This window comes from Marinomonas arctica, assembly GCF_003259225.1.
GTDB lineage: Bacteria > Pseudomonadota > Gammaproteobacteria > Pseudomonadales > Marinomonadaceae > Marinomonas > Marinomonas arctica.
On sequence record NZ_QHJF01000005.1, the window covers coordinates 246,443 to 272,358 of the forward strand.

The following is a 25,916-nucleotide window of genomic DNA, read 5'->3' on the forward strand; positions in this document are numbered from 1 at the left end:
TCCCTCGGCTTATATAAGGCTACTAAGAGCGACAGCTTGAGAACGCTCAACTCGCTTACCATTGACATAGAAAGGACGTTGCTCGTTTCCAGGTAAGACAAAGCTCACCTCTTTATAAGCCGGCTGCCATTCCCCTTCTCGTGAAATATTGAGATCAATACGCTCAAGACCGGATGTCAACGTCATGTTCAGCAGCAGATACTTGCCATCTAAATAGCCCGTCGACAGTCCATCGTCATCAAACACAGATAAGTCACGCTGCCCTGTTCCTTTGAATGGGAAAACCAGGAACTGACGCTGGGTGTCTTTTTCGGCGTCCACGTGAGCGATGCGATTACTGGTTGTAATCACACTGCCAGCACGAGCAAGCAAAGGAATCTCCTCTAGCGCGGCTGGCAAGGTGATGTTTTGTCCACCAGCGTACCAAGTCTTACGGTGGAAGTCGTACCAACCGTCACCATTGTCAGGCAAATACACAGGGCGAACTCGTTGACCTTGCTCTACCACAGACGCCACTAACAGGTCTTTACCCAACAAGAAGTCATCACACTCGTCGTAAGTACGCGCATCGGCTTCATGGTCTAAGAAAGTTGGACGAAGCATAGGCTCGTGATCTTTATGGGCCTGCCAAAGTAGATCGTACAAATATGGCAGCAAGCGGTATCGTAGCGTCATCGCTTCTCGAATAATCGGTGTCACTTCTGGGTACATCCAAGGTTCGTTTACCGTTTTATCGTCGTTCCAAGAATGGATGGTAAAACGAGGATGCATGACACCATTTTGAACCCAACGCACAAACAATTCTGGATCTGGACGATCCCCTGAGAAACCACCCACATCATGACCTAGGTTGTACAAACCGGAAAGGCTCATACCAACCCCCATGCGCGTGTTGTAACGCAAGGTTTGCCAGTTAGTGCGGTTATCACCACTCCATGTTTGTACGTAGCGCTGCATACCTGGGCAACCAGAACGAGAGATCAAATAAGGTCGCAAGTTCGGTGCGAATTCGGTTTGCGCTTCGTAGGAAGCTCGCATCATTAGTAGAGGCTGAAGTGGACGAATCAGCTTAATCGGCGTCGGCTTACCAAAGCCAACACAGCGCGCATTACTGTCCCACACTTCGTATTCGTTGTTGTCATTCCAAGTGGAGTCGATGCCCTTTTCAAGCAATTGCTCGGTGACATTCTTTTTCCACCATTGGATGGTATTTGGGTTGGTAAAATCCAAATGTGAACCAGAATCATCCCAAAACTGAGAAGACTCAGGTGCGTCGAATTCAGAGTCTTGAATGAATAAATTTTGCGACGCGACCTCTTCAAAGCGAGGGTGGTCTTGTAACAAACAAGGCTTGATATTGGCCGCTAATTTAAGACCAGCCTGATGAAAATCTGCACTCAATTTCAGTGGATTTGGCACCTTACTGGTGTTCCAGTTAAAGACATAACGCTTGTTACCAATCGAGGTATAACCAGACGAAAGCTGGAAAGAATCGCAAGGCATGCTGTGATTGTCACAATGCTTAATAAAGTCACCGAGCTGCTCTTGAGCATTCTCGGCATCCGTATAAAGCATGGTAGAACCGCTGTAGCCAAGGCTCCATTTCGGCCCAAAGATGGTTCGGCCCGTTAAGTTCACGTAGGTTTTAGTCACATCAACGACTTTTTCACCGTACATGAAATAGAAATCCAGATCCCCTTCGTCAGCGTGGTAACTGCGGTAATAACCATGATAGTTATCCAGCTCGTTACCCAAATCAAACCAACTGGTTGACAAGTTATCGTAGAAAATCCCGAAACTCACTTGCTCCGTTTTGGTGATGTAAAAAGGAATGTGCTTATACAGTGGATCGGTGTGTTTGGCATCGTAACCCATGGCATCGATATTACGCATCTGATAGCGCGAGCCGTGACGATTCAGGTCACCGGTTTTTTCTCCCAATCCGTAATACTTTTCAGACAAATCACGGGCCATATAATGGTGAATGTCGTTACTTTGCACACCCAACATATAAGCGCCACTGTGACGGTCTGCGGCAAGATAATGCCAATTGCCAGCCGCGTCAGCGTATTCCCATGTTAACTTCAATGGTTTCGATAAGGTCACACGCAGTGATGCAGTGGCAATGCTGAGCTGGTTATCCTGTTCTGTGACGTTGAATTCTGGACAAGAAAAGCCTTCCGTACTCATACGATCGCGGCCTTGCCAGCTCATTTCACTGCCATTTAGACTGTCATTTGGGGAAACACACCAGCTGTTTTCGAGTTGTAGCTTACCGTTCTTTTTCAGTAATACACGAATCACGTTGGATTCTAAAACGAAAAAATGCAAAACATGACGGCCATCGCATTCAATGTCCACACGGTTATTTTCAGCGCCAAGAAGCTTCCAATTATTAATCGGCTTCATAAAAATCTATCTCCAAACATCGTTAAAATCTGCAAGCTTCTAAACTAGTATCCAAGCAAAAGAGAAGGTAAAAACAGGCTAATTTCTGGAATGAAAGTCACCGCCAACAACGCCACTATTAACAAACCAAAGATAGGCAATAATGGCTTAATCACTTGGTCAATTTTGACACCACTTACCGAGCAGCCAACAAACAGCGCACTGCCTACAGGTGGTGTACAAATACCAATACATAGGTTAAATGTAAGAATGATGCCGAAGTGAACAGGATCGACACCCAGTTCTAGGGCAATGGGTAGAAAAATAGGTGTAAAAATTAACAACGCTGGCGTCATATCCATGAAAATACCGACAATCAGCAAAATTAAGTTAATGATTAACAAAATAATGATTGGGTTATCTGACAGAGCCAATAACGCATCGCTTACAGCATAAGGAATATCCGCGTTAGCCATCGCCCAGGCCATGGCCATGGATGCGCCAATTAACAACATGATCATCGCGGCCGTCATGACCGAACCAAGAATGATATTCGGCATATCTCGCAGGCTAACTTCACGATAAATCAGCGCCAGTAACAAAGAATAAACAACGGCAATGGCTGAGGCTTCTGTGGCGGTAAAGACACCGCCAATAATCCCCCCCATGATGACCACAATCAGTCCCAGACTAGGCAACGCTCTGAAGGTAATTTTACCCGCCTCCCCTAAAGAGACCTTCTCAGACACAGGGTAATTTTTCTTCTTCGCGACAATGGCAACCGCTAACATGACACAAGCGCCCATTAACAACCCAGGTAAATAGCCACCTAAAAATAACGCGCTGATCGAGGTACCGCCTGAAATAAGAGAGTAAACAATCAAGGCGTTACTAGGAGGAATCAGCAACCCTGCTGGACTAGAAGTGATGTTAACGGCCGTTGAAAAGACGGGGTCATACCCACTCTTCTTCTGCAATGGCGCCATAGTGCCGCCCACCGCGGCAGCAGCAGCCACTGCTGAACCAGAAATAGAGCCAAAAAGCATGTTTGCAATAACGTTCACGTGCCCTAAAGACCCCGGTAAGCGCCCTGCAAGCAACTTGGAAAATTCAATAAGCCGAAGCGCCAGACCTCCGCGGTTCATGATGTTGCCCGCCAAGATAAAAAATGGAATCGCCAATAAAGTAAAACTGTCCATGCCCGAAGCAAGCTTTTGTGACACAACCGAAAGCGACGCATCAAAAGGCAGCGATACCATGATAGACAATAACGAGGCAATCGCGATGGAAAAGGAAATTGGTACACCCAGTACCAACATGGTGAAAAAACTACCGAATAAAACGAGTGCTACTAACCATTCCACGTTTTTTATCCTTATTATTAGAATTTATGAATAACTAAACAGGCTACGAAATGACGTTATTATTTAGCCTGGAGAACATTTCAATCTTGCGTTGGAGCAAAAATATCTCGTAGTAAATACAGAATCATGCAGACACCGCTGATCGGAATAGCCGCATAAACCCAGCCCATTTCCAACCCTAAGACCGGTGAAATTTGCCCGACACTTAACGTTTTAAGCACTAAAGAACCACCACCAAACACCATGATTACCACAGCGAAAAACAAACCGATTAACGTAATTACCAATTGCAAGGTCGCTTTTTTTCGCCCATCCAAAGCAAGCAACATAAAGTCCATTGCTAAATGTTTTTTCTGGCCCAAGGTAAACGCCGCGCCTAACAAACCAACCCAAATAAAGAGAAATCTCGCCATTTCATCCGTTGACGTACTCGGTGCACCCAACACATAACGAGAGAACACTTGCCAAACCACACATGCCACCAGCGCCACCATTAACGTGACACAAACAGTGGATAAGATGCGGTCCACCACTCGAATAAATTTCGTCATTTACCACCTCCAGAAGGGATAAAAATCTTACATAACCATCATTACTCGGCAACATATTGAACCAAACATTATATTTGGTCAACAAAATAGACTTAATTGGTTGACCAAATTTCACTTGCATGCAATTATGCCAATTCATACAGACACAATGTGCTTATCCGAAAACGTAAAAAATAATATAAAAATACCAAAACGGAGATTTCGACAATGTTAAATATTAAACAAACTAAGCTGCATTTCGCCTCAGCATTATTGGTAGGTGGCTTAATGGGCGCTTCATCAATGAGTTTCGCTGAAACCCTAAAGCTGAGTCATAATGGCGACACAAAGTCTCCCGTTCATCAGGCTCTTAAATTCTTTGCGGATGAAGTACAAGAAAAGACCGATGGGGATTTAAAAGTTCGCGTTTATCCAAATGGTCAACTAGGCACCCAACGTGAGTCTTTGGAACTGTTACAAAGCGGTGCTCTAGACATGGCGAAGTCCAACGCCAGTGAACTCGAATCATTCGATCCAGCTTACGGCGCATTTAATATTCCTTATATTTTTAGAGACCGTGAGCATTTTTACCGCGCACTAGAAAGTGAAGATATCGGTCAGAAAATTTTACGCTCCTCTGAACAATATGGTTTTGTCGGTGTGGCCTATTTTGATGCTGGGTCTCGTAACTTTTACACCACCAAACCCGTTAAAACACCTGCCGATTTAAAAGGCATGAAGATTCGTGTTCAACCAAGTCCAAGTGCCATTAAAATGATGGAGCTAATGGGAGCCTCCCCTACTCCATTGCCATTTGGTGAACTTTACACCGCGTTGCAACAGAGAGTGGTGGATGGCGCTGAAAACAATATTGGTGCGGTGACGACCTATCGCCACGGCGAAGTCGCCAAATATTACAGCCAAGATGAGCACGCTATGATCCCTGATGTACTGGTTATTAGCAGTAAAACCTGGGAAAGCCTATCTGATAAGAACAAAGCAGCGGTATTAGCGGCTGGTAAAGAGGCAACCGCCTTTATGAAAACACTTTGGGCTGAGTACACCGAAGAAGAACTCAATAAAGCCACTAAAATGGGCGTAGAAATTCTAGATGTCGATAAAGATGCCTTTATTAAAGCCGTTGAGCCGATGCATAAAGATGCTGCAAACGATCCTGTTATTGCATCCTATGTGGAGGCCATAAAAGCACTCGACAAATAAGCTGAATCAAGCGACTCTTTTTGATATTGTGTATCTTAGATCAATAAGAGTCGCTCATTTATTACTTCATCTTAACGCATATCTCTTCCTAACCTTTTCATGTTACTGGCTAATTTAATTAAAGTAGAAAGCTATGATAAATACACTTGTAAAACCAAAGCGCCTATACCAAGAGGTGGGACTTAAGTTATACGAGGAACTTAGGCAAGGCCAATATAAAGTAGGAGACCGTTTACCTCCCGAACGTGATATTGCTGAACAACTAGGCGTTAGCCGAACCTTGTTACGAGAAGCATTAATCATGCTTGAGCTAATGGACATTGTGGAAGTTCGTAAAGGCAGTGGTATTTATCTTCTCAAGCAGCCAACTAGCATTAAATCGTCAGATACATTTGAAGAGTCGTTAGATAAGGATGATGTTGGCCCTTTTGAAATGATGCAAGCAAGACAGCTCCTTGAGAGTCATGTTGCTGAGTTTGCCGCCACTCAAGCGACCAAAAAAGACATTCTTAAAATGCGTGATGCTTTAGAACTTGAGAAACAAAATCTTGATACTCATGATGATGATCACGCAGCAGACAAGCTTTTCCATCTTGCTATTGCCGAAGCCACACAAAACAGTGTGCTGGTTGATCTGGTTGAAAACCTATGGGAGCGACGCGAAAATAGCCCAATGTGGAAACAGTTACACTCTCATATTACTGATCGAGCTTACCGTAAAAAATGGCTAATCGATCATGAAAATATATTGCTGGCCATTCAACAAAGAAAACCCGATGTCGCACGTATGGCAATGTGGCGCCACCTAGAGAACGTCAAAAACACATTAATGGCATTATCGGAACACCAAGACCCTAATTTTGATGGTTACTTATTTAGTTCAAACCCTGTACAGCCCCCATGTGGCTGATCAACAACCTCTCCTCCCTTATTAGTGAATAAGGGAATCACCTTTCCCCTCTTTATTTTATTTGAGATACGCTTTTTAACAAATCTCTCTGTCCTGCTCATTGCTGTGTATTCATTCTTAGTCTATTTATATTAAAGAATCGTCTTTTAAATGGTGCGATCGATGAACCATACCGAAAACACGGAATCGTCCCTTCTCTTGAGCAACAAAAATTTAATGGAAAACACTTTTTTACAAGAACTAGTTAGCTGTTTACCAATGGGTGCCATGGTGGTTAACACTGAAGCACGTATCTTATTCGTAAATGATTCACTGACGGAAATATTAGGCTACTCAGCGACCGAGTTACTTGGGATGGATATTGATTTTTTACTGCCTGACGAACTTAGGTCAAATCACAAACATCTCATGAGTCAGTATTTTAGCCGACCGCGCAAACGGCAAATGGGAGCGGGTCAAGCACTGCATGCTCGGCGTAAAGACGGGGTGCTGATCCCTATAGAAATTGGTTTGAATCCAATTGAGCAAGGTGAGCACACACTGGTATTGGCCACTTTGATTGATCTGACACCAAGACTGCGTGCCAATAATATGTTCCAGCGCTCTATACAGGACGCGCCTCATGGTGTGTTGGTGGTTGATGAAAATGGCATTATTCGTGTTACAAATACTATGCTTTGCGAATGCTTCGGCTATCGCGCAGAAGAGTTATTGAATCAGCCCCTTGATCTCTTATTACCAGAACGCTACCGACACCATCACGGCGATTTGCGGCGCTCCTTTCATCAAAACCCCATGCCTCGCATGATGGGAGTTGGTCGAGACCTGACCGCACTACACAAAGACGGCCGAGAGTTTCCCGTTGAAATAGGCTTGAGCCCCTTTGAAGATGAACACAGTAACAACATGGTGTTCGTATCTTTGTTGGACATTACCAAACGCAAGCGCATGGAGCAGGAGCTGCGTGAGATTAATACCAACCTTGAAGAGTTTACCTATGTTGCGTCCCATGACTTACGCTCACCGCTTCGAGGTATTGCCGATTTATTAGAGTGGGTAAAAGAAGATCTCGGCCCAGACGCCTTACCAGAGGTGAGCAATAATCTGGATCGCATTGATATTCGCATTCAACGTATGGAACAGCTGATTGACAATCTATTAACCTATGCCCGAGCGGGAAAAAAAGACGCTATAACCCAACAGATTGATATAAACGTCTTGTTAGATAACGTTTTTGAACTACTTGAAATACCAGAAGGTATGCATTTAGAGCGAGACATTCAAATAACACATTTTATTTCGACCTGGGTACCGCTTGAAACCGTCATGCGTAATCTGATTAGCAATGCGATTAAACACCATGATACTAAAGTAGGTAACATTTTAATCCGCTGCATTGTAGAAAATAATTTCTGTCATTTTTCTATTTGCGATGATGGACCTGGAATTCCTGCGGCAGCCCATGAACGCATTTTCCGATTATTCCAAACCATCACAGCAAGCGAGCGTGGTGGCACAGGTATTGGCCTTTCCGTCAGCCGACGGCTGGTGGAATCCCATGGCGGTCGTATTAGTGTCGAAGCCAATCAGCATCAACGTGGGGTCACCTTTCATGTGTGGTGGCCTCGTTATTTAAGGAAGGATAACCATGATTAGAGAGTTAAGTGTCTTAATCGTAGAAGACGATGATGTCGCAGCAGAATCGATCACCCGTGGGCTGCGCAAAGTGGCTCCCGATATTCATTTGGTCTACGCAGAAAATGGTCAAATTGCCATAGATATTTTAAAAAATCAGCACCCAACCAGAGCGTTAAAAACGCCCTATTTGGTGTTATTAGACCTCAATATGCCGGTTATGAATGGCTTCGAATTCCTAGAATACATCCGAGATGATAAGAAATTACAAGATACGGTTATTTTCATTCTCACCACGTCAAATGATGATAATGACCGATCACGTGCCTATGACAATAATGTTGCGGGCTATATGGTAAAATCTTCAGTTGGCCCACAGTTCGCAAAACTAGCCGCCCTTTTACATGCTTATAAAAATGCTGTCGAACCAAACCGCTGATTCAGGAGGAATCATGGAATCAACCATTAACGATACTGGGCATATTTTAAAACTTCTGCTGGTTGACGACGACGATGTGGATAGAGAACGTCTTCGCCGCATGTTGTCAAAATCTGATATTGAAACTCATGTATTAGAAGCGTCTTCGATTGAAGACTCGATGGTCTATTTAAAAGAGGGAGATTTTGACTGTGTCATTGTGGATTATCGATTAGGACTAAATTCGGGGTTAACCCTTCTCAATCATATCCGCACTATTCTAGAAAAACGCTGCGCCGTTATCATGGTAACAGGCCTAGGAGATGAGGAAGTTGCCGCCCAGGCTATGCGTCTGGGTGCAAGTGACTATTTATTAAAGAACCATTTGCAGAGCACTCAGCTTATTCGCGCTATTATTAGCTCAGTGCATCGAGCCGAAATAGACAAAAAGCTACACGACATGGCTCACTACGACAATCTTACCGGATTAGCGAGTCGTCCTCTGCTTTTAGAGCATTTACAACAAGCCATTATTCATGAAGAATCCGCTGCTGTGGCTTTTCTTGACTTAGATAACTTTAAGCCTGTCAATGACAATTACGGCCATGATACGGGTGACTATGTATTGGTGACCATCGCCAACCGATTAAAAGGTCTGCTTCGCAAAAGTGATACCTTAGCTCGAATTGGTGGGGATGAGTTTGTTCTATTGCTGCGTAATGTCACAAGCAAAGACGAATGCAATGACTTTCTCAAAGAACTCATTGAGTTGGTCAATGCGCCAATTGAACTAGAAGCTTTTGATTGCCATGTTCAGGTGTCGGCCAGTATAGGCGTGGCTTTGGTTTCAAATGACAGCCTAGATGCTGATACCATTTTGCGGCGTGCCGATCAAACCATGTATCAAGCTAAAAATTTAGGCAGCAATAATATCTTATTCTTCAATCCGGAAGAGGAACGTCGCCAATTTGCCCGAAGGGCTATGTTACAGGCCGCAGAAAAAGGCATTGCAAACAATGAGTTCGAACTGCATTATCAGCCACAAATAAATATGGTAGAACATAAGTTAATCGGAGTAGAAGCGCTTATTCGATGGAATCATCCGACGATGGGATTTCTTTATCCGGCGGATTTTGCAGAAGTATTAGAACACCCGAATACGGGTATTTTGATTGGCGAATGGGTTCTACAAGAAGCGCTTCGTCAACATAAAATATGGCGGGAAAATAACGTAGTCATTAGTGTGAATATTGCGCCAGCTCACTTATTAAGCAAAGACTTTGTTCAAAGACTTAGCCTGTTACTAAAAAGTATGCCAGACATTCAGCCAAAATCATTAGAGCTTGAGATATTAGAAACAGTCTCGATATGTGACATTAATCAGGCAGTAGAGGTGGTAAAAGCGTGTTGCCAATTAGGAGTTCAGGTCGCACTGGATGATTTTGGCACAGGGTATGCTTCATTGAACTATTTGAAAAAATTACCTCTCAATACCCTAAAAATTGATAAAGGATTTATACAAAACCTTTTAATCAATCAAGAAGACCGCTCCATTGTGAAATGCATTGTGGCTCTAAGCCAAGCTTTTCAATACAAACTTATCGCCGAAGGCGTGGAATCACTTGAGCACGAGCAAACACTGATTGAAATGGGCTGTCAACATGGCCAAGGATATTTTATCGCTAAGCCAATGTCCGCTGATAAAATGAGTACTTGGATACTATCATACAGACAAAAACATCAGCTTCATTAAAAAACATGACGTCAAAACTGGCCTCTATTTCCTCTAAGGCAAGGATGCTTTAACACCTTCCCATAGACTCAATCATGACAAAACACACAACTGATTGTGCAAAAAAACACCAACACAAGTATTACAAAAGTTTCAAAACCACTTTTTAGTTTCATTAAAGGAAAAGTAACTTCCGCTTAGAAAGAAGGTTGGTAGACTTCTGCGCACATTAAAACAAGCAAAAAAAGAGAGTCTATCATGATCACTAACGATGTTATGACGGTGCAAGATCAGCGCACCAGCAAAATCATATTGGCCATAGCCGCTATCACTATTTTATTAGCTACCTTTGCAGGCAAGATGCCGAGTGGCATGATAGGGGCATTAGGAATTATGGTCATTATTGGTTTTATTCTTAACTATATTGGCGACAGAACACCGATTATTAACCAATTTTTTGGTGGTGGTGCTATTGTTGTTATTTTCGGCTCTGCTTATTTATTTCACAGCGACCTATTTCCTTCTAGTGCTGAAAGCACTGTGACTACTTTCATGAAAAGTGGCGGTTTCTTGTCTTTTTATGTCGCCAGCCTAGTGACCGGCTCTATTTTTGGCATGGACACTCAAACACTTAAAAAAGCCGCATTAAAATATATTCCTGTCATTTTAGGATCAGCTTTCTTTGCGTGTCTTTTTACCGGTTTAGTCGGTATGTTGGTTAGTAAAAACTTTTATGATTCCGTAATGCTGATTGCACTTCCTATTATGGGCGGAGGCATGGGTGCAGGCGCGGTACCATTGGTTGAAATCATGTCAGGTAAAACCGGCATGAGTGCTGAATCCCTTATGTCGCAAATGGTTCCCGCCTTAGCAATTGGTAACGCAATTGCCATCGTCATGGCAGGCTTGTTGCACAAAGTTGGCCAAATGGCACCCAGCTTAACGGGTAATGGTCAGCTTATTCGTGGTCAAAATTCCATTAAGGAAGAAGATCAAAAAGCCTCAGCTCTTAACGTGACTATTTTAGGCGTTGGTGCCTTGTTGGCAGTCAGCATGTATTTTCTTGGTACGTTACTGTCAAATTATATCAGCATGCACACCTATGCATTGATGATCCTATCGATCGCCTTGATCAAGGTATCGGGCATCATGCCAAAAGCACTAGAACAAGCCGCGTTCTCTTGGTACAAATTTGTCGTTAGCAACTTAACGCCCGCTCTATTGGTTGGTATTGGCGTGGCTTATACCGATCTGAACCAAATTTTGGATGCTTTGTCTCCAATGTATTTCTTACTGGTGTTAATTACAGTACTTGGGGCTGTATTTGGCGCAGGGTTAATCGGTTGGCTAATGGGCTTCTACCCTATCGAAGCGGCCATTACTGGCGGTCTTTGCATGGCAAACATGGGGGGCACAGGCGATGTGGCCGTGCTTGCGGCAAGTAAACGTATGGAACTAATGCCATTCGCACAAATTTCTTCTCGAATTGGCGGCGCTTTCATGCTGATTCTTGCCACCATAGTGGTTCAAGCAATCGCTTAATACCAAACGGGTAAACAGATGAAAAGGCAAAAACATCCCCTGTTTTTGCCTTTTCTATTTTTGCCTTTTGTTTAGCCCTTAGTCTGTATGCTGTATAATCACGCTTCTTTTTTTCATGTTAATGAAGCGCCGATGACACTCAAGTCTTACCTTGCCTTAATTACCATTGCGACCATCACCATTATTGTAGTGGCTGTCGCGTTAGTATTTGGTTACTCCTTGCAACATGCGTATTTAGATGGCATTGGCAAACGCGGATTAGAGCTGGCTCGTGTTGTCGCTCAAGATGACAAAGTCATTCAGGCTGCACGTGCCAGCAATAGCGGGCAACCGGCCTCTATTGAAAATCATATTGAAAATTTACGCAGCAAAACCGATGCCTCATACATTGTGGTTGTCGACCAAAATGCCATCCGTTTAAGTCACCCTACCGAATCATTAATCGGTAAAAGGTTCATCGGTAATGACATCTACCCCTCGCTACAACAAGGCATAGACACCACTAGTGTGGCCAGCGGTTCACTTGGCGAAGCGATTCGTAATTTTACTCCCATCAAGGATGATACTGGCATTATTGGTGCGGTGAGTGTTGGTTACCTAACAAAGACTACCAGCGAATTGATACACCAACATCTTCGCGAAGCGGGCTTATTGGTTATTTTTGTCTATCTACTTGGGGTTATTATTGCGATAGTACTAATCGCTAAATTAAAACGGACTTTTTTATCACTTGAACCCGAAGAAATAGTGCAAAAATTCAAAGAACACGAATTGATTTTAGACAGCATTCGGGATGGCATTGTGGCGATTGACCACCAACAAAACGTGACCGCTATTAACAGCATGGCCATAGAATGGCTAACCATGAATGTGCTCAGTTCATCACAAGTGGTAAACAAGCCATTAAGTGAACAATCACAAAGCCTCTCCCACTTTGCCTTAGAAGCAAAAGGGCAAATGACGCAAAATAAATTCAATTTGGGCAAACTGGAATTTATTGCCAATCTGTACCCTATTAAAAGCCCAAAAGGTGATGTTGGTTACGTGATTGTATTTTTTCCAGATCATGGACAAAAATCATTAGAACAAGAGCTAACGACGACCAAAAACTATGCGGATTTATTACGCGCTAAAACCCATGAATATGCCAACCACCTAAACGTACTATCAGGGATGCTACAAGCAGAACGCTACCAAGATGCCATAGAATTCTTGCAACAAGAAAGCGATGGCGATCAGGCGGCGTTAAGGCGCATCATTAAAACGATTGAAAACAGCGCCGTAGCAGGCCTTATTTTTGCCAAACACAACAAAGCCAAAGACCTAAAAGTTGAGCTGCTTATTGAAAGTGATTGCCAGCTTGGTCGATACCCAGCCAAAACCAATGAAGCGTTAGTGACATTAGTGGGAAATTTAATAGACAATGCTTTGCTTGCCGCATGGTCCAATAGATTACTAATAGCGCCCTTCGTAAAACTGTATATCAGTGACCGCAATGCTCATATCATGATTCAGATCGAAGACAGCGGCGCTGGGGTTGACGAAAAATTAGAAAGCCGAATATTAGACTTCGGTGTCAGTAGCAAACACAACACAGAACAACATGGTATTGGGCTGTATCTGGTCAAAAAAGTCGTTGATCAATATCATGGCAGTCTTGATTGGGAACGCAGTGAAATGAACACCACTGTATTTAGTATTTACTTAGACAAACGAGCGCTAACAAGATGAATCGCATTCCTGTGATGATAGTGGAAGATGATCTACGTGCTAGCTACGTATTAGAAAGTACCATCAACCAACATACCGATTTTTATGTCGTTGCTGCCTGCGAAAGCCAGCTAGAAGCCGAACTTAAAGCGGAAGCTTTTGAACCTGAGCTCATCATGGTAGACATTTCGCTACCGGATGGCAGCGGCATTGATCTCATTAAACTATTAAAAAGCAAAGGCGTCACCAGTGCTTTTATTATGACCACCGCGGAAAGAGAAACCTCCACCATTGAAAAAGCCATTCAACTTGGGGTAATGGATTATCTGGTCAAACCCATCCGTATGTCTCGTGTCTTACAAGCTCTGGATGATTATTTAGACTTTAGAAAGCGCCTCACTCGACACAACAAAATAGATCAGCAAGATATTGATGCCTTATTTAGAAAAAACGCTACCCCTGATGGCAGTCGAAAAACCCCAAAGGGTATCGATGAGAACACCCTAGAAAAGCTAACACAATACCTAAAAACTTTGGATGAAACCCCCTTTACTGCGGAAGACATAGGGGACGCCATCAAGCTTAGTCGAATCACGGCTAGACGCTACCTTGAATACTTAGAAGCTCAGGGTCAAGTGAGTATGACACTTGATTACAAAACAGGCGGTAGACCCAAACAACGTTATAGCAAAACGATGTGACACCACATGCTCAATCAATTAAAACGCTTATTTTGGCGCAAACCCAAGCCGACAAACGTCATTTTTATTGGCATAGATTACCTATGTTTTTCATTGGCTCGAGCCCTATTAGATGGTAATAAGCAGAGCGAACATACTATTGAAATCACTGCCTTCATTGATGACGAGCCATGGAATAACAGAACACAAGTGCACGGCTCAACGGTCTATTCACCTAGCGAAATATCAGCCCTAGTGCGTAAACACGACGTGAAATTGATCATACAAATTCAGGGAGAATCGATCAGTATCGCCGACAATATTTGGGAAGGTATTTTTAAAACGAAAGCCAAGCTGATAACACTAGAAACAGGCCAAGATATAAAGACGATGCAGACAATCGTGTATCAGGCGCTATGACGCCAGATCTTTAAACTAAATTCGTTGCTTGTTAGCTTAAAGATCAAGACGTGAATATCACAACGATTATTGAACCAAGGCAACTTGTTGGTTAGACAGATTCATAGCTGCTTTAAGAGACTGAGTAGATGACATTGCAATCACATTTAATTGATCTGTAAATGTGTCTTTTGGCAATACAATATCACTACGCTGTGCCATCACTGTTTTAAACTTTTCAACGTCTATCGAATCAGATCCATTTTTTATCGAATTCAATTCATCATCAGTTAAGCTTGCCACACCACCGCCTGGCAAATAGATAGCACCTGTCATAAAGTCCACACCAAAAGCCACCACACCAGGAACAAAGAAGAACAACAAACCAATCGCATCCAATGCCGCTACACCCACATCAATTTGGCCATTCGTTTGACCACGACGCTCAGGGTAAAGTAACGTACCACATGCTGTAACTTGAGTAATAAATAAGGCGGCTGCAATACCACGCGCCAGATGAGTAAAACCTAGATTGTTTTTTAAGCCTATCATACTTATTCCTTATAAATGATTACCAACATGACACTCTACAGTGCCGTGAATGACAGCACAAACTAAGCCTCTTTTATTTCACAATGCTTTCGCACTACACAGACGTTATTTGTTCATCGAGCTTGTCAATAATATAAGCACCAATAGGAAAGGCACTTGTCGCCGCTGGGGAAGGCGCATTGCAAACGTGTAAGGTTCGAGCACTCTGTGCGAACAAAAAATCGTGCACCAAACTGCCGTCATTCATTACTGCTTGAGCTCGAATTCCAGCAGGATATACTTGCAGGTCCTCTAAAGAAACAAGGTCACAATACTTTTGAACTTGGGCTAGATAGCCCGGTTTATACCAAGAATTTTTTGTCTCTCTCAGTCCTGTTTTCCAGTGATTCATGAGCAATTTCCAAAAACCAGGAAAACGCACCATATCGAATACATCGCGCAAGCTTATATTAATTCGACCATAGCCTTCTCTTTTCCAACCTTGAACAGCATTAGGACCGACGGTCACAGAACCATCTATCATGCGAGTCAAATGTACGCCTAAAAACGGCAAATCTGGATCTGGGATAGGATAAATAAGGTGGTTAACGATACGATTATGTTTTGCTGGCAACTGATAATATTCACCACGGAATGGAATGATCTGGAAATCTGTCGGAATCTTGAGCATCCTAGTTAAACGATCTGCCATTAGTCCACCACAGCTCACAAGATAGGAAGTATGAACCACATCGTTATTTAAGGTGATCGCCACGCGTTCATGGCTTTCGTCAAGCTGCTTTACTTCGGTATTTAGCCTAAGCTCCCCTCCTTTTTGCACAAAAAGCTCTGCTAACTTTTGGCAAATCTTCCGATAGCTCACAATCCCAGTAGAGGGAACAAACAGTGCTGCAATCCCCTTCACATTCGGCTCACGCTCTTTTAACTGAACTTGGTCTAACTTATGCACCTCTAAACCATTCTCCTGACAGCGCAGGTATAAGGCGTCCATACGCTCTTTTTCAAGTGCATTGGTCGCAACCAATAGCTTGCCGCATTCATCAAACTCTATGTCATGTTGAAGGCAAAACGTCTTCGTTGCTTTGGCTCCTCGCTGACAAAAATCTGCCTTTAAACTACCGGGTGCGTAATACACACCGGCGTGAATCACGCCTGAATTATGCCCCGTCTGATGCTGCCCGACTTCGGATTCTTTTTCGATGAGCAAAATACGATATTTAGGATAACGCTGAAGTAACTGCCATGCAGTAGAAAGCCCAACAATGCCAGCACCAATCACAGCAATGTCATAAATAGAGTTTTTGAACGTGTCACTCATTACCTCATTCCTTTTTTATTGTTGTTAAAACACATAACAAAAATGGCATAAAACAACCCCCAAAAAATAGAGAGCCCTCTATACAAGATCGAATGTTTTTAAGAAACCTATCTTATCAGTACAATAAAACTCAATGCACCGCTGACAAACGCACACAATACCTTTTTGCTGTAGTGGAATAAGCGCCATCATGTCGTCAGGGACTATGACACGAAAACACCAACAAGTCTGACTGTCATCAAGCGCGCAACCATTATCACTTTTACAAAAAGGACATTTCATTGTTATACCCATTTATGTATCAATAGTGCAAAAAAAATCCCCGCCGAAGCAGGGATTTTATCATCCGTCACACTTTAAAATACTCGCTTACCAGCCAGTGATTTCTTTAAGTGCAGCACCGATGTCCGCTAGAGAGCGAACGGTTTTAACACCAGCGTCTTGTAGCGCTGCGAATTTCTCGTCAGCTGTACCTTTACCGCCAGAAATGATCGCGCCAGCGTGACCCATACGCTTACCAGCAGGTGCAGTCACACCAGCAATGTAAGAAACAACAGGCTTAGTCACGTTTGCTTTGATGTAAGCAGCCGCTTCTTCTTCAGCAGTACCACCAATTTCACCGATCATCACGATCGCTTCAGTTTGTGGATCGTTTTGGAACATTTCCAATACGTCGATGAAGCTAGTACCTGGGATTGGGTCACCACCGATGCCTACGCAAGTAGATTGACCGAAGCCAGCATCAGTCGTTTGTTTAACTGCTTCATAAGTCAAGGTACCAGAACGAGATACGATGCCTACTTTACCTGGCAAATGGATGTGGCCAGGCATGATGCCGATCTTACATTCGCCTGGTGTGATTACACCTGGGCAGTTAGGACCGATTAGACGTACGCCTAGCTCGTCACATTTAACTTTACAGTCAAGCATGTCTAGCGTTGGAACACCTTCAGTGATACAAACGATTAGTTTGATACCAGCGTTCGCCGCTTCAAGGATAGAGTCTTTAACAAAAGGCGCTGGAACGTAGATAACAGACGCTTCCGCACCTGTTTGCTCAACCGCTTCTTTCACTGTGTTGAAAACAGGTAGACCTAGGTGAGTTTGACCACCTTTACCAGGAGTAACACCGCCGACCATTTTCGTTCCGTAAGCAATCGCTTGCTCAGAGTGGAACGTACCTTGTCCGCCAGTGAAACCTTGACAGATTACTTTAGTATCTTTATTGATTAAAACAGACATTATTATTTGCCCTCCGCAGCTTTAACAACTTGTTCAGCCGCGTCTTTTAGACTTGTTGCAGCGATGATGTCTAGACCTGAGTTTGCTAGAACTTCACGGCCTTTCTCTGCGTTAGTACCTTCAAGACGAACAACAACAGGCACGTTAACACCTACTTGTTCAACCGCACCGATAATACCTTCAGCGATCATATCGCAACGAACGATACCACCGAAGATGTTAACCAATACCGCTTTAACATTGCTGTCAGAAAGGATGATTTTAAACGCTTCAGCAACGCGCTCTTTCGTCGCACCGCCGCCCACGTCTAGGAAGTTAGCAGGTTTGCCGCCGTGTAGGTTAACGATATCCATCGTACCCATTGCTAGGCCCGCACCGTTTACCATGCAACCAACGTTACCGTCTAGAGCAACGTAGTTAAGCTCCCATTTAGCCGCGTGTGCTTCACGCTCATCTTCTTGAGATGGATCGTGGAACTCTTGCATTTTCTTCTGACGGTAAACAGCGTTACTGTCGATACCGATTTTGCCATCTAGACAGTGAAGGTTGCCTTCTTCTGTGATAACAAGTGGGTTGATTTCAAGAAGCGCGAAATCGTAATCATGGAACATTTGAGACAAACCAAGGAACACTTTAGTGAACTGTTTGATTTGTGTAGGGTTAAGACCCAATTTAAATGCCAACTCACGAGCTTGGTAAGGCTGAGCACCCACAAGCGGATCAATGATCGCTTTATGGATAAGCTCTGGCGTTTCTTCTGCTACTTTCTCGATCTCAACACCGCCTTCTGTAGACGCCATGAAAACAACGCGACGAGTAGAACGGTCAACTACTGCACCTAGGTACAATTCGTTAGCAATGTCAGTGCAAGATTCTACAAGAATCTTCGCAACAGGCTGACCTTTTGCATCAGTTTGGTAAGTAACAAGATTTTTACCAATCCAGTTTTGTGTAAACGCAGCAACTTCTTCATAAGAATCAACAAGCTTTACACCGCCCGCTTTACCGCGACCACCAGCGTGAACTTGAGCCTTAACAACCCACTTGTCACCACCAATTTTTTTCGCTGCTTCAACTGCCGCTTCTGGCGTGTCTACTGCGTATCCTGTAGATACTGGCAGGCCGTATTCAGCAAAAAGCTGTTTAGCCTGATATTCATGTAAGTTCATTTGATTCTTCCGCTCATCTGAATGATTGACATAAGCTCTGCCTGCTAAGACAGAAATTGCCGGCTCTAGGCCGGCAAATCTAATTTTTTATTAACGCTTTTTACGGTTTGCGATATGGATCGCATGGTTGTCTACCGCTAGTGCCGCTTCGTGAACCGCTTCACTCACTGTTGGGTGAGCAAAAACAGTCAACGCGATATCTTCTGCAGTAGAACCGAATTCCATTGCAATAACCGCTTGCGCGATCAAGTCAGCCGCGTGACCACCAATAATGTGGCAGCCTAAAATACGGTCTGTTTCTTCACAAGCAATTATCTTAACGAAACCATCAGTGTCATTCGCCGCCATAGCACGACCAGACGCTGCAAATGGGAATTTACCCACTTTAAACTTAACACCTTCTGCTTTTAGCTCTTGCTCATTTTTACCAACCCAAGCAAGTTCTGGGTGAGTATAAATAACAGATGGGATGCAATCATAATTCATTTGTGCTTTATGGCCAGCAATGATGTCTGCAACCATAACACCTTCTTCTGAGGCTTTGTGTGCCAACATAGGACCACGCACAATGTCACCAATCGCGTATACGCCTGGAACAGATGTACGGCACTGCTCATCAACGAAGACAAAGCCACGTTCATCCAGCTTCACGCCAGAATCTTCAGAGAAACAACCTTGAGTAAATGGCTTACGACCAACAGCAACAATTAGCTTGTCAAAAGTCTGCTTTTGTTCGTTACCGTCTTTATCAAGATACGTTACTTCGACTTCTTCGCCATTGATCTGGCTGCCAGTAACGCGAGCACCAAGACGAATGTCCAAATGTTGCTTCTTGAAAATCTTAGCGGCTTCTTTCGCTACATCTTGGTCACAAAGGCTTAGGAAAGCGTCTTGCGCTTCAAGAACCACAACCTCAGAACCTAGACGAGCCCAAACTGAACCAAGCTCTAAACCGATAACACCAGCACCAATCACACCAAGACGTTTTGGCACAGCACGGAAATCAAGCGCACCTTGGTTATCAACGATAATATCACCCGTACGTGGCGCAGGTGGAATATTCACTGGCACTGAGCCTGTCGCTAAAATAACGTTCTCAGTTTCAATAACGGTTACCGTACCGTCATGCGCTGTGAATTCGACTTTTTTGTTCGCTAATACTTTACCAAAACCTTCGAAACTTGTTACACCGTTAGCTTTGAAAAGGCCAGTGATACCACCGGTCAACTGATCTACAATTTTATCTTTACGATCAACCATAGCATCAACGTTCATAGCAACGTCACTCATACTGATACCATGTACGCCAAAAGTTTCTTTCGCATCATGGTATTTTTGTGAAGAGTCTAACAGTGCTTTAGAAGGAATGCAGCCAACGTTTAAACAAGTACCGCCAAGGCGAGGCTTGTTGTCTTTGTCTAACCATTTTTCGATACAGGCTGTTTTTAAACCTAGCTGAGCAGCGCGAATAGCGGCTACATAACCACCAGGGCCGCCACCAATTACAACAACATCAAATTTATCAGACATAAGAGATCCCATTTTTCAGTAAAACTGAACGACCTAATCAGACCGTTCAGTATTCAATTCATACAAATCAGATGGTACGAATACTTAGATTTCAAGCAAAAGACGTGCAGGGTCTTCAAGCAATTCTTTGATCGTTACCAAGAATTGTACGGCTTCTTTGCCGTCAATCATACGGTGATCGTAAGACAAGGCCAAATACATCATCGGCTGGATAACGACTTGACCATTAACTGCCATTGGACGATCTTGGATTTTATGCATACCCAAAATAGCCGTTTGTGGTGGGTTAATGATAGGCGTAGACATCAACGAACCGAAAGTACCACCGTTAGTGATAGTGAAAGTACCACCTTGCATGTCATTCATACCCAGTTTGCCATCACGACCACGAAGAGCGAAGTCCATAATAGTCGACTCGATGTCAGCAAGCCCCATCGCTTCTGTATTGCGAAGTACTGGCACCATCAAACCACGATCAGTGGACACGGCTACACCAATGTCTTGGTAGCCATGGTAAACCATGTCATTGCCATCAATTGACGCGTTCACGGCTGGGAAGCGTTTAAGTGCTTCAGTCGCCGCTTTCACGAAGAATGACATGAAGCCAAGTTTCGTGCCGTTGTGTGTCTTAGCAAACAAATCTTTGTACTTAGCACGCAATTCCATGACAGGTGCCATATTGACTTCGTTGTAAGTCGTCAACATCGCAGCGGTTTGCTGAGCTTCGACCAAACGTTTCGCAATCGTGGCACGAAGACGTGTCATTGGAACACGTTTTTCAATACGTCCATCCGCACCTAGAGCGGCCACTGGCGCAGCAGCTGGTTTAGATGCTGGAGCAGGAGCGGCTTTAGCTGGCGCAGCAGGAGCAGAGGCTTTTGCCTTCACAGCCGCGTCTACGTCTTCTTTTGTGATACGACCACCTTTGCCAGTTCCTTTCACTTGAGAAGCAGTTAAACCCGCTTCAGAAAGTGCTTTACGAGCAGCAGGACCAGCAACACCATCTTCATCACCATCTGTAGCAGATGACGTGGAAGACGCTGTATTAGCAGGCGCTGCTTCAGCAGCAGACGCTCCAACCAAGAAGTTAGCAAGAACTTCATCACTAAGGACAGTATCACCTTCGTTTTTCAAGATGTCGCCAATCACACCATCAGCAGGCGCTACGACTTCTAAAACAACTTTATCCGTTTCAATATCAACAATGTGCTCATCACGTGAACACGCTTCACCTGCTTTCTTGTACCAAGTTGCCACGGTGCCATCGGCAACGGACTCAGGGAAAGTAGGCGCTTTAATTTGAACCGTTTCTTTTGAAGAAGAGGCCGCAGCGGCTGGCGCTGCTTTTTCCGCTTGCGCTGGAGCGGCAGAAGCTGCTGCACCAGATTCGAAAATAGCCAACACTTCATCGCTCAATACGATGTCGCCTTCCGCTTTTAAAATCTCTTTTAACACACCATCAGCAGGTGCAACGACTTCTAAGACAACTTTATCTGTCTCGATGTCTACAATGTGCTCATCTCGCGCACAGGCTTCGCCTGGCTTCTTGTACCAAGTAGCAACGGTGCCGTCTGCTACAGATTCTGGAAAAGTAGGTGCTTTAATTTCAATGCTCATTTTATACCCTTATCTCTCTGACAGGCTATGGTACTAACCAACTAATGCGTCGTTGACCAGCGCTTCTTGTTCTTCAACATGGATAGACATGTAACCAGCCGCTGGCGCAGCAGACGAAATTCTACCTGCAAAGCGGATTTTCAATTCTGGATACAATTTTTCCAATACTCGATTCATACGGTGACGATTGGCATGCCAAGCACCTTGGTTTTTCGGCTCTTCTTGACACCAAACCAAGCTATCAACATTTTTGTACTGTTCTAACTCAGACTCAAGGTCAGCGTATGGGAACGGATACAATTGCTCCAAACGAATCACAGCAACATCATCTTTTTGCAGCTCTTCACGACGGTTAATCAAGTCGAAATAAACCTTACCACTACATAGGACAATGCGTTTTACTTTATCCGCTGTAACAGCTTCAGATGATTCTGGCAGAACTGTTTTAAAGCTTCCTTCCGCCAAGTCTTCTAATGTCGAAATTGCTTGTTTGTGACGCAACAAACTCTTAGGAGACATTATGATCAGCGGACGACGCATAGGACGAATCGCTTGACGACGAAGGATATGGAAAATTTGTGATGGCGTAGTCGGAACACAAACTTGAATATTGTATTCGGCACACAACTGCAAGAAGCGTTCTAAACGTGCAGACGAATGCTCTGGTCCTTGACCTTCATAACCATGTGGCAACAACATAGTCAGACCGCATAAGCGACCCCATTTATGCTCACCGCTGGTAATAAATTGGTCAATAACAACCTGCGCACCGTTGGCAAAATCACCGAATTGCGCTTCCCAAATAACCAAGCCTTTAGGTGACGTACTCGCATAACCGTATTCAAAGGCCAGCACCGCTTCTTCTGATAAATAAGAGTCGTAAAGATCCATAGTAGGTTGATCTTCAGACAAATGTTTCAAAGGAATATACGTGCTACCGTCTTTCTGACTATGAATAACCGCATGGCGATGAGAGAAAGTACCACGACCAGAATCCTGACCTGTAATACGAATCGGATAGCCTTGCTCAAGCAAAGTTGCAAAAGCAAGCGTTTCTGCGTAGCCCCAGTTAAGAGGTAATGCACCCGCTGTCATCTTATCACGGTCTTGGTAAATCTTTTGTACTTGACGCTGAACAACAACACCATCAGGTATGCTAGTTAATTTTCTAGCCACTTCCTGCAATTTAGAAAGCGGGTAAGTTGTGTCACCAGCATCAGTCCATTCAACACCAAGATAAGGTTTCCAATCAACAAACGAACCCGTTTGAGATTCAAGTACCAAGCTTTTCGCAACATGGCGAGCATTATCAAGGTCTTCTCGATTCTCAACGACCATTTGGTCAGACTTTTCTTGTGTAACCACAGATTCTGCCACGAGACGCTCTGAGTAAAGAGTACGCGTCGTTTTAAGATTGTTAATTACATTGTACATTAATGGTTGAGTACCAGATGGTTCATCCGTCTCGTTGTGACCACGACGACGGTAACAAACCATGTCAATCACAACATCGCGACCGAACTCATAACGATAATCTAGCGCAAGCTGAGTGACAAACAACACAGCTTCTGGATCATCACCATTAACGTGGAAAATTGGCGCTTGAATGATTTTAGCAACATCTGTTGCGTATTCAGTAGAGCGAGAATCTTCTTGGCGGTTGGTAGTAAAACCGACCTGGTTATTGATAACGATGTGAACCGTACCACCTGTGCGGTAAGCACGGGTTTGAGACATCTGGAATGTCTCCATAACCACACCTTGACCCGCAAACGCTGCATCACCGTGAATCGAAATAGGCACAACACTTTTACCTGTTGTATCTTTACGACGATCCTGACGCGCACGAACAGAGCCTTCAACGACCGGAGACACGATTTCCAAGTGTGATGGGTTAAATGACAGAGCAATGTGTACTTCTCCGCCAGCCGTCATCACGTTAGAAGAGAAACCTTGGTGGTATTTAACGTCGCCAGATGTGTTGACAAGCTTCTTACCTTCAAACTCGTCAAATAAATCTTTGGGGTTTTTACCAAGCGTATTAACCAATACGTTAAGACGTCCACGGTGAGCCATGCCAATAACAACCTCTTTGGCACCAAGTGCACCGGAACGCTGAATCAACTCGTTTACCATAGGGATTAAGCTTTCGCCGCCTTCAAGACCAAAACGCTTGGCACCAGGGTAACGACTAGCAAGATATTTCTCTAAGCCTTCCGCTGCCGTTAAACGTTCCAGCAGGCTTTCGCGAGTTTCTTGGGAATATTCTGGACGAGAACGAACGGATTCGACACGCTGTTGAAGCCAAGCTTTTTCTTGTGTATCAACAATGTGCATAAACTCGTAACCAATGCTACCGCAATAGGTTTTTTCAAGTTCCGATACAATTTCACTTAATTTAAGCGCGTCTTTGCTAAAGAACAAAGAGCCTACATTGAAGACTGTATCTAAATCAGCGCCCGTTAATTGGTGATAGCCAATATCTAAATCAGCTACTTTCTCACGCTTTTGCAATCCAAGTGGATCAAGTGTTGCATGTTGATGCCCGCGAACGCGATAAGCATTAATCAACTGCAAAACACTGATTTGCTTCTGCTCATGATCAGAACTCGCAACATTACCGGTAGAAACAGGCATTGAGCGAAATTTATTCTTACCAATCTGTAGAAACTGCTCTTGAATCACTGAATGAGGTAGATCAGTTGATTGCGCTTCGCTTACACGAGGCAATTGATCAAAACATTTACGCCATTCTTCCGACACTGAGTTCGGATCGACGAGGTAGCTTTCAAACAACCCTTCAACATATTCCAAGTTTCCACCTGAAAAGTGAGAGGTGCTCCACAGCAACTCCATTAAACTTTCGTGCATTCTCGATCACCCTTATGTTCGAGCCAGCTACCGGGGTCCCGGTATCAACCTATGATTAAGGTCGATCATTTTATCAGGCCCGTAAGGCTATTAAAGCCTCGATTTTTTTGTTTATTTCCAGCTACTTCCGCCCTTCTACGTTTAATACTAAACCACTACAAGCGCTTTATTTATAAAAACAAAACCCTTTGAATCCATAATCACTGAGGTAATGGTTTTTCTTAGGTGCTTCCTTGCCCGTAAAGATCGAATTTTAAATCGTTTTTGCCATATTCTCTACATCAGAATATGCAAAAATGGCGGCATTGAACCATTATTCAAGCCGCCGACTTTCTGTGATCACATTAAAACAACATTATGGATCACACAAAACATTATCAGGTCGCTCTCTGCAAAAGCATAGTACGAATATTACCAATGGCCTTAGTTGGATTTAACCCTTTAGGACAGACGTTTACACAGTTCATGATACCATGGCAACGGAAGACACTAAACGGATCATCTAGATCACTAAGACGCTCTTGGGTGGCCGTATCACGACTATCTGCCAAGAAACGGTAGGCTTGCAGCAATCCTGAAGGTCCTACAAACTTATCTGGATTCCACCAGAAAGATGGACATGCAGTCGAACAGCAAGCACACAAGATACATTCATAAAGACCATCAAGCTTTTCACGTTCTTCTGGGCTTTGCAAACGCTCAATCGCTGGCGCAGGCGTATCATTTAGCAAATAAGGACGAATCTTCTCATATTGCTTGTAGAACTGCCCCATATCAACCACAAGGTCACGAACCACCGGCAAACCAGGAAGAGGACGCAATACCAACTTGCCTTTTTTTACAGCCTCAGAAACCGGCGTAATACAAGCCAAGCCATTTTTCCCTGACATATTCATACCGTCAGAGCCACACACACCCTCACGACATGAACGGCGGTATGAAATACTTGGATCTTGCGCTTTAAGCAAGTTCAAAACATCAAGCACCATCAAGTCTTTACCTGCTGGCAACTCAATCTCATAATCCTGCATGTAAGGAGCGTCGTCCTTCTCAGGATTGTAGCGATAGATACTAACTAACATTGACAT

21 protein-coding genes are annotated in these 25,916 nt (G+C 43.8%); 9 read left to right on the forward strand and 12 right to left on the reverse strand.

What is annotated here, in order from left to right; genetic code table 11:
* Positions 1-9: 9 nt before the first annotated feature.
* The 3 genes from DK187_RS04665 to DK187_RS04675 all read right to left on the reverse strand — a co-directional run bounded on the left by DK187_RS04665 (position 10) and on the right by DK187_RS04675 (position 4,303).
* Entirely contained in the window at positions 10-2,409 is a 2,400-nt protein-coding gene (locus DK187_RS04665) for a glycoside hydrolase family 31 protein (RefSeq protein WP_111606169.1), read from the reverse strand.
* A gap of 44 nt (positions 2,410-2,453) precedes the next feature.
* Positions 2,454-3,752 carry a TRAP transporter large permease gene (locus DK187_RS04670; protein WP_111606170.1) on the reverse strand — a complete coding sequence of 433 codons (1,299 nt, stop codon included), beginning with the start codon at positions 3,750-3,752 and terminating at the stop codon, positions 2,454-2,456.
* 80 nt (positions 3,753-3,832) lie between these two features.
* Positions 3,833-4,303 (reverse strand): TRAP transporter small permease, encoded by a 471-nt coding sequence (locus DK187_RS04675; RefSeq protein WP_111606171.1) that lies wholly within the window; start codon positions 4,301-4,303, stop codon positions 3,833-3,835.
* Between the two features lie 207 nt (positions 4,304-4,510).
* Between DK187_RS04675 and DK187_RS04680 the strand changes: the two genes are divergently transcribed.
* The 9 genes from DK187_RS04680 (at position 4,511) to DK187_RS04720 (ending at position 14,550) form a co-directional block, all read left to right on the forward strand.
* Entirely contained in the window at positions 4,511-5,503 is a 993-nt protein-coding gene (locus tag DK187_RS04680; protein ID WP_111606172.1) for a TRAP transporter substrate-binding protein, read from the forward strand.
* Positions 5,504-5,636: 133 nt separating this feature from the next.
* Positions 5,637-6,413: an FCD domain-containing protein gene (locus DK187_RS04685; protein WP_111606173.1), complete on the forward strand. Its 777-nt coding sequence runs from the start codon at positions 5,637-5,639 to the stop codon at positions 6,411-6,413.
* Between the two features lie 162 nt (positions 6,414-6,575).
* Positions 6,576-8,069, forward strand: a complete 1,494-nt coding sequence (locus DK187_RS04690) for a sensor histidine kinase (protein WP_111606174.1) — start codon at positions 6,576-6,578, stop codon at positions 8,067-8,069.
* Positions 8,062-8,487, forward strand: coding sequence for a response regulator (locus tag DK187_RS04695; protein ID WP_111606175.1), 426 nt, complete (start codon positions 8,062-8,064; stop codon positions 8,485-8,487). Before DK187_RS04690 ends, DK187_RS04695 begins: the two co-directional genes overlap by 8 nt.
* Positions 8,488-8,500: 13 nt before the next feature.
* A complete protein-coding gene (locus tag DK187_RS21480; RefSeq protein WP_111606176.1) occupies positions 8,501-10,219 on the forward strand; it encodes a GGDEF domain-containing response regulator in 1,719 nt (572 codons plus the stop codon).
* 237 nt (positions 10,220-10,456) lie between these two features.
* Entirely contained in the window at positions 10,457-11,740 is a 1,284-nt protein-coding gene (locus DK187_RS04705) for a 2-hydroxycarboxylate transporter family protein (RefSeq protein ID WP_111606177.1), read from the forward strand.
* Positions 11,741-11,872: 132 nt separating this feature from the next.
* The gene (locus DK187_RS04710) at positions 11,873-13,471 is read left to right on the forward strand and encodes an ATP-binding protein (protein ID WP_188322974.1); all 1,599 of its coding nucleotides are present in this window, start codon (positions 11,873-11,875) and stop codon (positions 13,469-13,471) included.
* Positions 13,468-14,151, forward strand: coding sequence for a response regulator (locus DK187_RS04715; RefSeq protein WP_111606178.1), 684 nt, complete (start codon positions 13,468-13,470; stop codon positions 14,149-14,151). The genes DK187_RS04710 and DK187_RS04715 overlap by 4 nt, the downstream gene beginning before the upstream one ends.
* A 6-nt stretch (positions 14,152-14,157) precedes the next feature.
* Positions 14,158-14,550: a nucleoside-diphosphate sugar epimerase/dehydratase gene (locus DK187_RS04720; RefSeq protein WP_111606179.1), complete on the forward strand. Its 393-nt coding sequence runs from the start codon at positions 14,158-14,160 to the stop codon at positions 14,548-14,550.
* A gap of 66 nt (positions 14,551-14,616) precedes the next feature.
* Here DK187_RS04720 and DK187_RS21205 read toward each other — a convergent pair whose 3' ends face one another.
* From DK187_RS21205 to DK187_RS04765, 9 genes are all read right to left on the reverse strand, one after another.
* Positions 14,617-15,081, reverse strand: coding sequence for a polyribonucleotide nucleotidyltransferase (locus tag DK187_RS21205; protein WP_188322973.1), 465 nt, complete (start codon positions 15,079-15,081; stop codon positions 14,617-14,619).
* A gap of 94 nt (positions 15,082-15,175) precedes the next feature.
* Positions 15,176-16,399 carry an L-2-hydroxyglutarate oxidase gene (gene lhgO, locus DK187_RS04730; protein ID WP_111606180.1) on the reverse strand — a complete coding sequence of 408 codons (1,224 nt, stop codon included), beginning with the start codon at positions 16,397-16,399 and terminating at the stop codon, positions 15,176-15,178.
* A gap of 78 nt (positions 16,400-16,477) precedes the next feature.
* Complete coding sequence (locus DK187_RS21545; RefSeq protein ID WP_111606181.1) at positions 16,478-16,693, reverse strand: cysteine-rich CWC family protein; 216 nt, start codon at positions 16,691-16,693, stop codon at positions 16,478-16,480.
* A gap of 75 nt (positions 16,694-16,768) precedes the next feature.
* A complete protein-coding gene (gene sucD, locus DK187_RS04740; protein WP_111606182.1) occupies positions 16,769-17,641 on the reverse strand; it encodes a succinate--CoA ligase subunit alpha in 873 nt (290 codons plus the stop codon).
* 2 nt (positions 17,642-17,643) lie between these two features.
* Positions 17,644-18,810, reverse strand: a complete 1,167-nt coding sequence (sucC, locus tag DK187_RS04745; protein ID WP_111606183.1) for an ADP-forming succinate--CoA ligase subunit beta — start codon at positions 18,808-18,810, stop codon at positions 17,644-17,646.
* Positions 18,811-18,900: 90 nt separating this feature from the next.
* Positions 18,901-20,340 (reverse strand): dihydrolipoyl dehydrogenase, encoded by a 1,440-nt coding sequence (lpdA, locus tag DK187_RS04750; protein WP_111606184.1) that lies wholly within the window; start codon positions 20,338-20,340, stop codon positions 18,901-18,903.
* Between the two features lie 84 nt (positions 20,341-20,424).
* Positions 20,425-21,957, reverse strand: a complete 1,533-nt coding sequence (odhB, locus tag DK187_RS04755; RefSeq protein ID WP_111606185.1) for a 2-oxoglutarate dehydrogenase complex dihydrolipoyllysine-residue succinyltransferase — start codon at positions 21,955-21,957, stop codon at positions 20,425-20,427.
* Between the two features lie 33 nt (positions 21,958-21,990).
* Positions 21,991-24,828 (reverse strand): 2-oxoglutarate dehydrogenase E1 component, encoded by a 2,838-nt coding sequence (locus DK187_RS04760; RefSeq protein WP_111606186.1) that lies wholly within the window; start codon positions 24,826-24,828, stop codon positions 21,991-21,993.
* A 377-nt stretch (positions 24,829-25,205) separates the two neighbouring features.
* Positions 25,206-25,910 carry a succinate dehydrogenase iron-sulfur subunit gene (locus tag DK187_RS04765; RefSeq protein WP_012070489.1) on the reverse strand — a complete coding sequence of 235 codons (705 nt, stop codon included), beginning with the start codon at positions 25,908-25,910 and terminating at the stop codon, positions 25,206-25,208.
* Positions 25,911-25,916: the final 6 nt, after the last annotated feature.

Bases quoted from the DNA above. Each gene is read 5' to 3' on its own strand.
- DK187_RS04690 (WP_111606174.1), top strand. From the start codon at position 6,576: ATGAACCATACCGAAAACACGGAATCGTCCCTTCTCTTGAGCAACAAA.
- lpdA (WP_111606184.1), bottom strand. From the start codon at position 20,340: ATGTCTGATAAATTTGATGTTGTTGTAATTGGTGGCGGCCCTGGTGGT.
- DK187_RS04680 (WP_111606172.1), top strand. From the start codon at position 4,511: ATGTTAAATATTAAACAAACTAAGCTGCATTTCGCCTCAGCATTATTG.
- DK187_RS21205 (WP_188322973.1), bottom strand. From the start codon at position 15,081: ATGATAGGCTTAAAAAACAATCTAGGTTTTACTCATCTGGCGCGTGGT.
- sucC (WP_111606183.1), bottom strand. From the start codon at position 18,810: ATGAACTTACATGAATATCAGGCTAAACAGCTTTTTGCTGAATACGGC.
- DK187_RS04760 (WP_111606186.1), bottom strand. From the start codon at position 24,828: ATGCACGAAAGTTTAATGGAGTTGCTGTGGAGCACCTCTCACTTTTCA.
- odhB (WP_111606185.1), bottom strand. From the start codon at position 21,957: ATGAGCATTGAAATTAAAGCACCTACTTTTCCAGAATCTGTAGCAGAC.
- DK187_RS04720 (WP_111606179.1), top strand. From the start codon at position 14,158: ATGCTCAATCAATTAAAACGCTTATTTTGGCGCAAACCCAAGCCGACA.
- DK187_RS04685 (WP_111606173.1), top strand. From the start codon at position 5,637: ATGATAAATACACTTGTAAAACCAAAGCGCCTATACCAAGAGGTGGGA.
- DK187_RS04715 (WP_111606178.1), top strand. From the start codon at position 13,468: ATGAATCGCATTCCTGTGATGATAGTGGAAGATGATCTACGTGCTAGC.
- DK187_RS04710 (WP_188322974.1), top strand. From the start codon at position 11,873: ATGACACTCAAGTCTTACCTTGCCTTAATTACCATTGCGACCATCACC.
- DK187_RS21480 (WP_111606176.1), top strand. From the start codon at position 8,501: ATGGAATCAACCATTAACGATACTGGGCATATTTTAAAACTTCTGCTG.
- DK187_RS21545 (WP_111606181.1), bottom strand. From the start codon at position 16,693: ATGGGTATAACAATGAAATGTCCTTTTTGTAAAAGTGATAATGGTTGC.
- DK187_RS04705 (WP_111606177.1), top strand. From the start codon at position 10,457: ATGATCACTAACGATGTTATGACGGTGCAAGATCAGCGCACCAGCAAA.
- DK187_RS04695 (WP_111606175.1), top strand. From the start codon at position 8,062: ATGATTAGAGAGTTAAGTGTCTTAATCGTAGAAGACGATGATGTCGCA.
- DK187_RS04675 (WP_111606171.1), bottom strand. From the start codon at position 4,303: ATGACGAAATTTATTCGAGTGGTGGACCGCATCTTATCCACTGTTTGT.
- sucD (WP_111606182.1), bottom strand. From the start codon at position 17,641: ATGTCTGTTTTAATCAATAAAGATACTAAAGTAATCTGTCAAGGTTTC.
- DK187_RS04765 (WP_012070489.1), bottom strand. From the start codon at position 25,910: ATGTTAGTTAGTATCTATCGCTACAATCCTGAGAAGGACGACGCTCCT.
- lhgO (WP_111606180.1), bottom strand. From the start codon at position 16,399: ATGAGTGACACGTTCAAAAACTCTATTTATGACATTGCTGTGATTGGT.
- DK187_RS04665 (WP_111606169.1), bottom strand. From the start codon at position 2,409: ATGAAGCCGATTAATAATTGGAAGCTTCTTGGCGCTGAAAATAACCGT.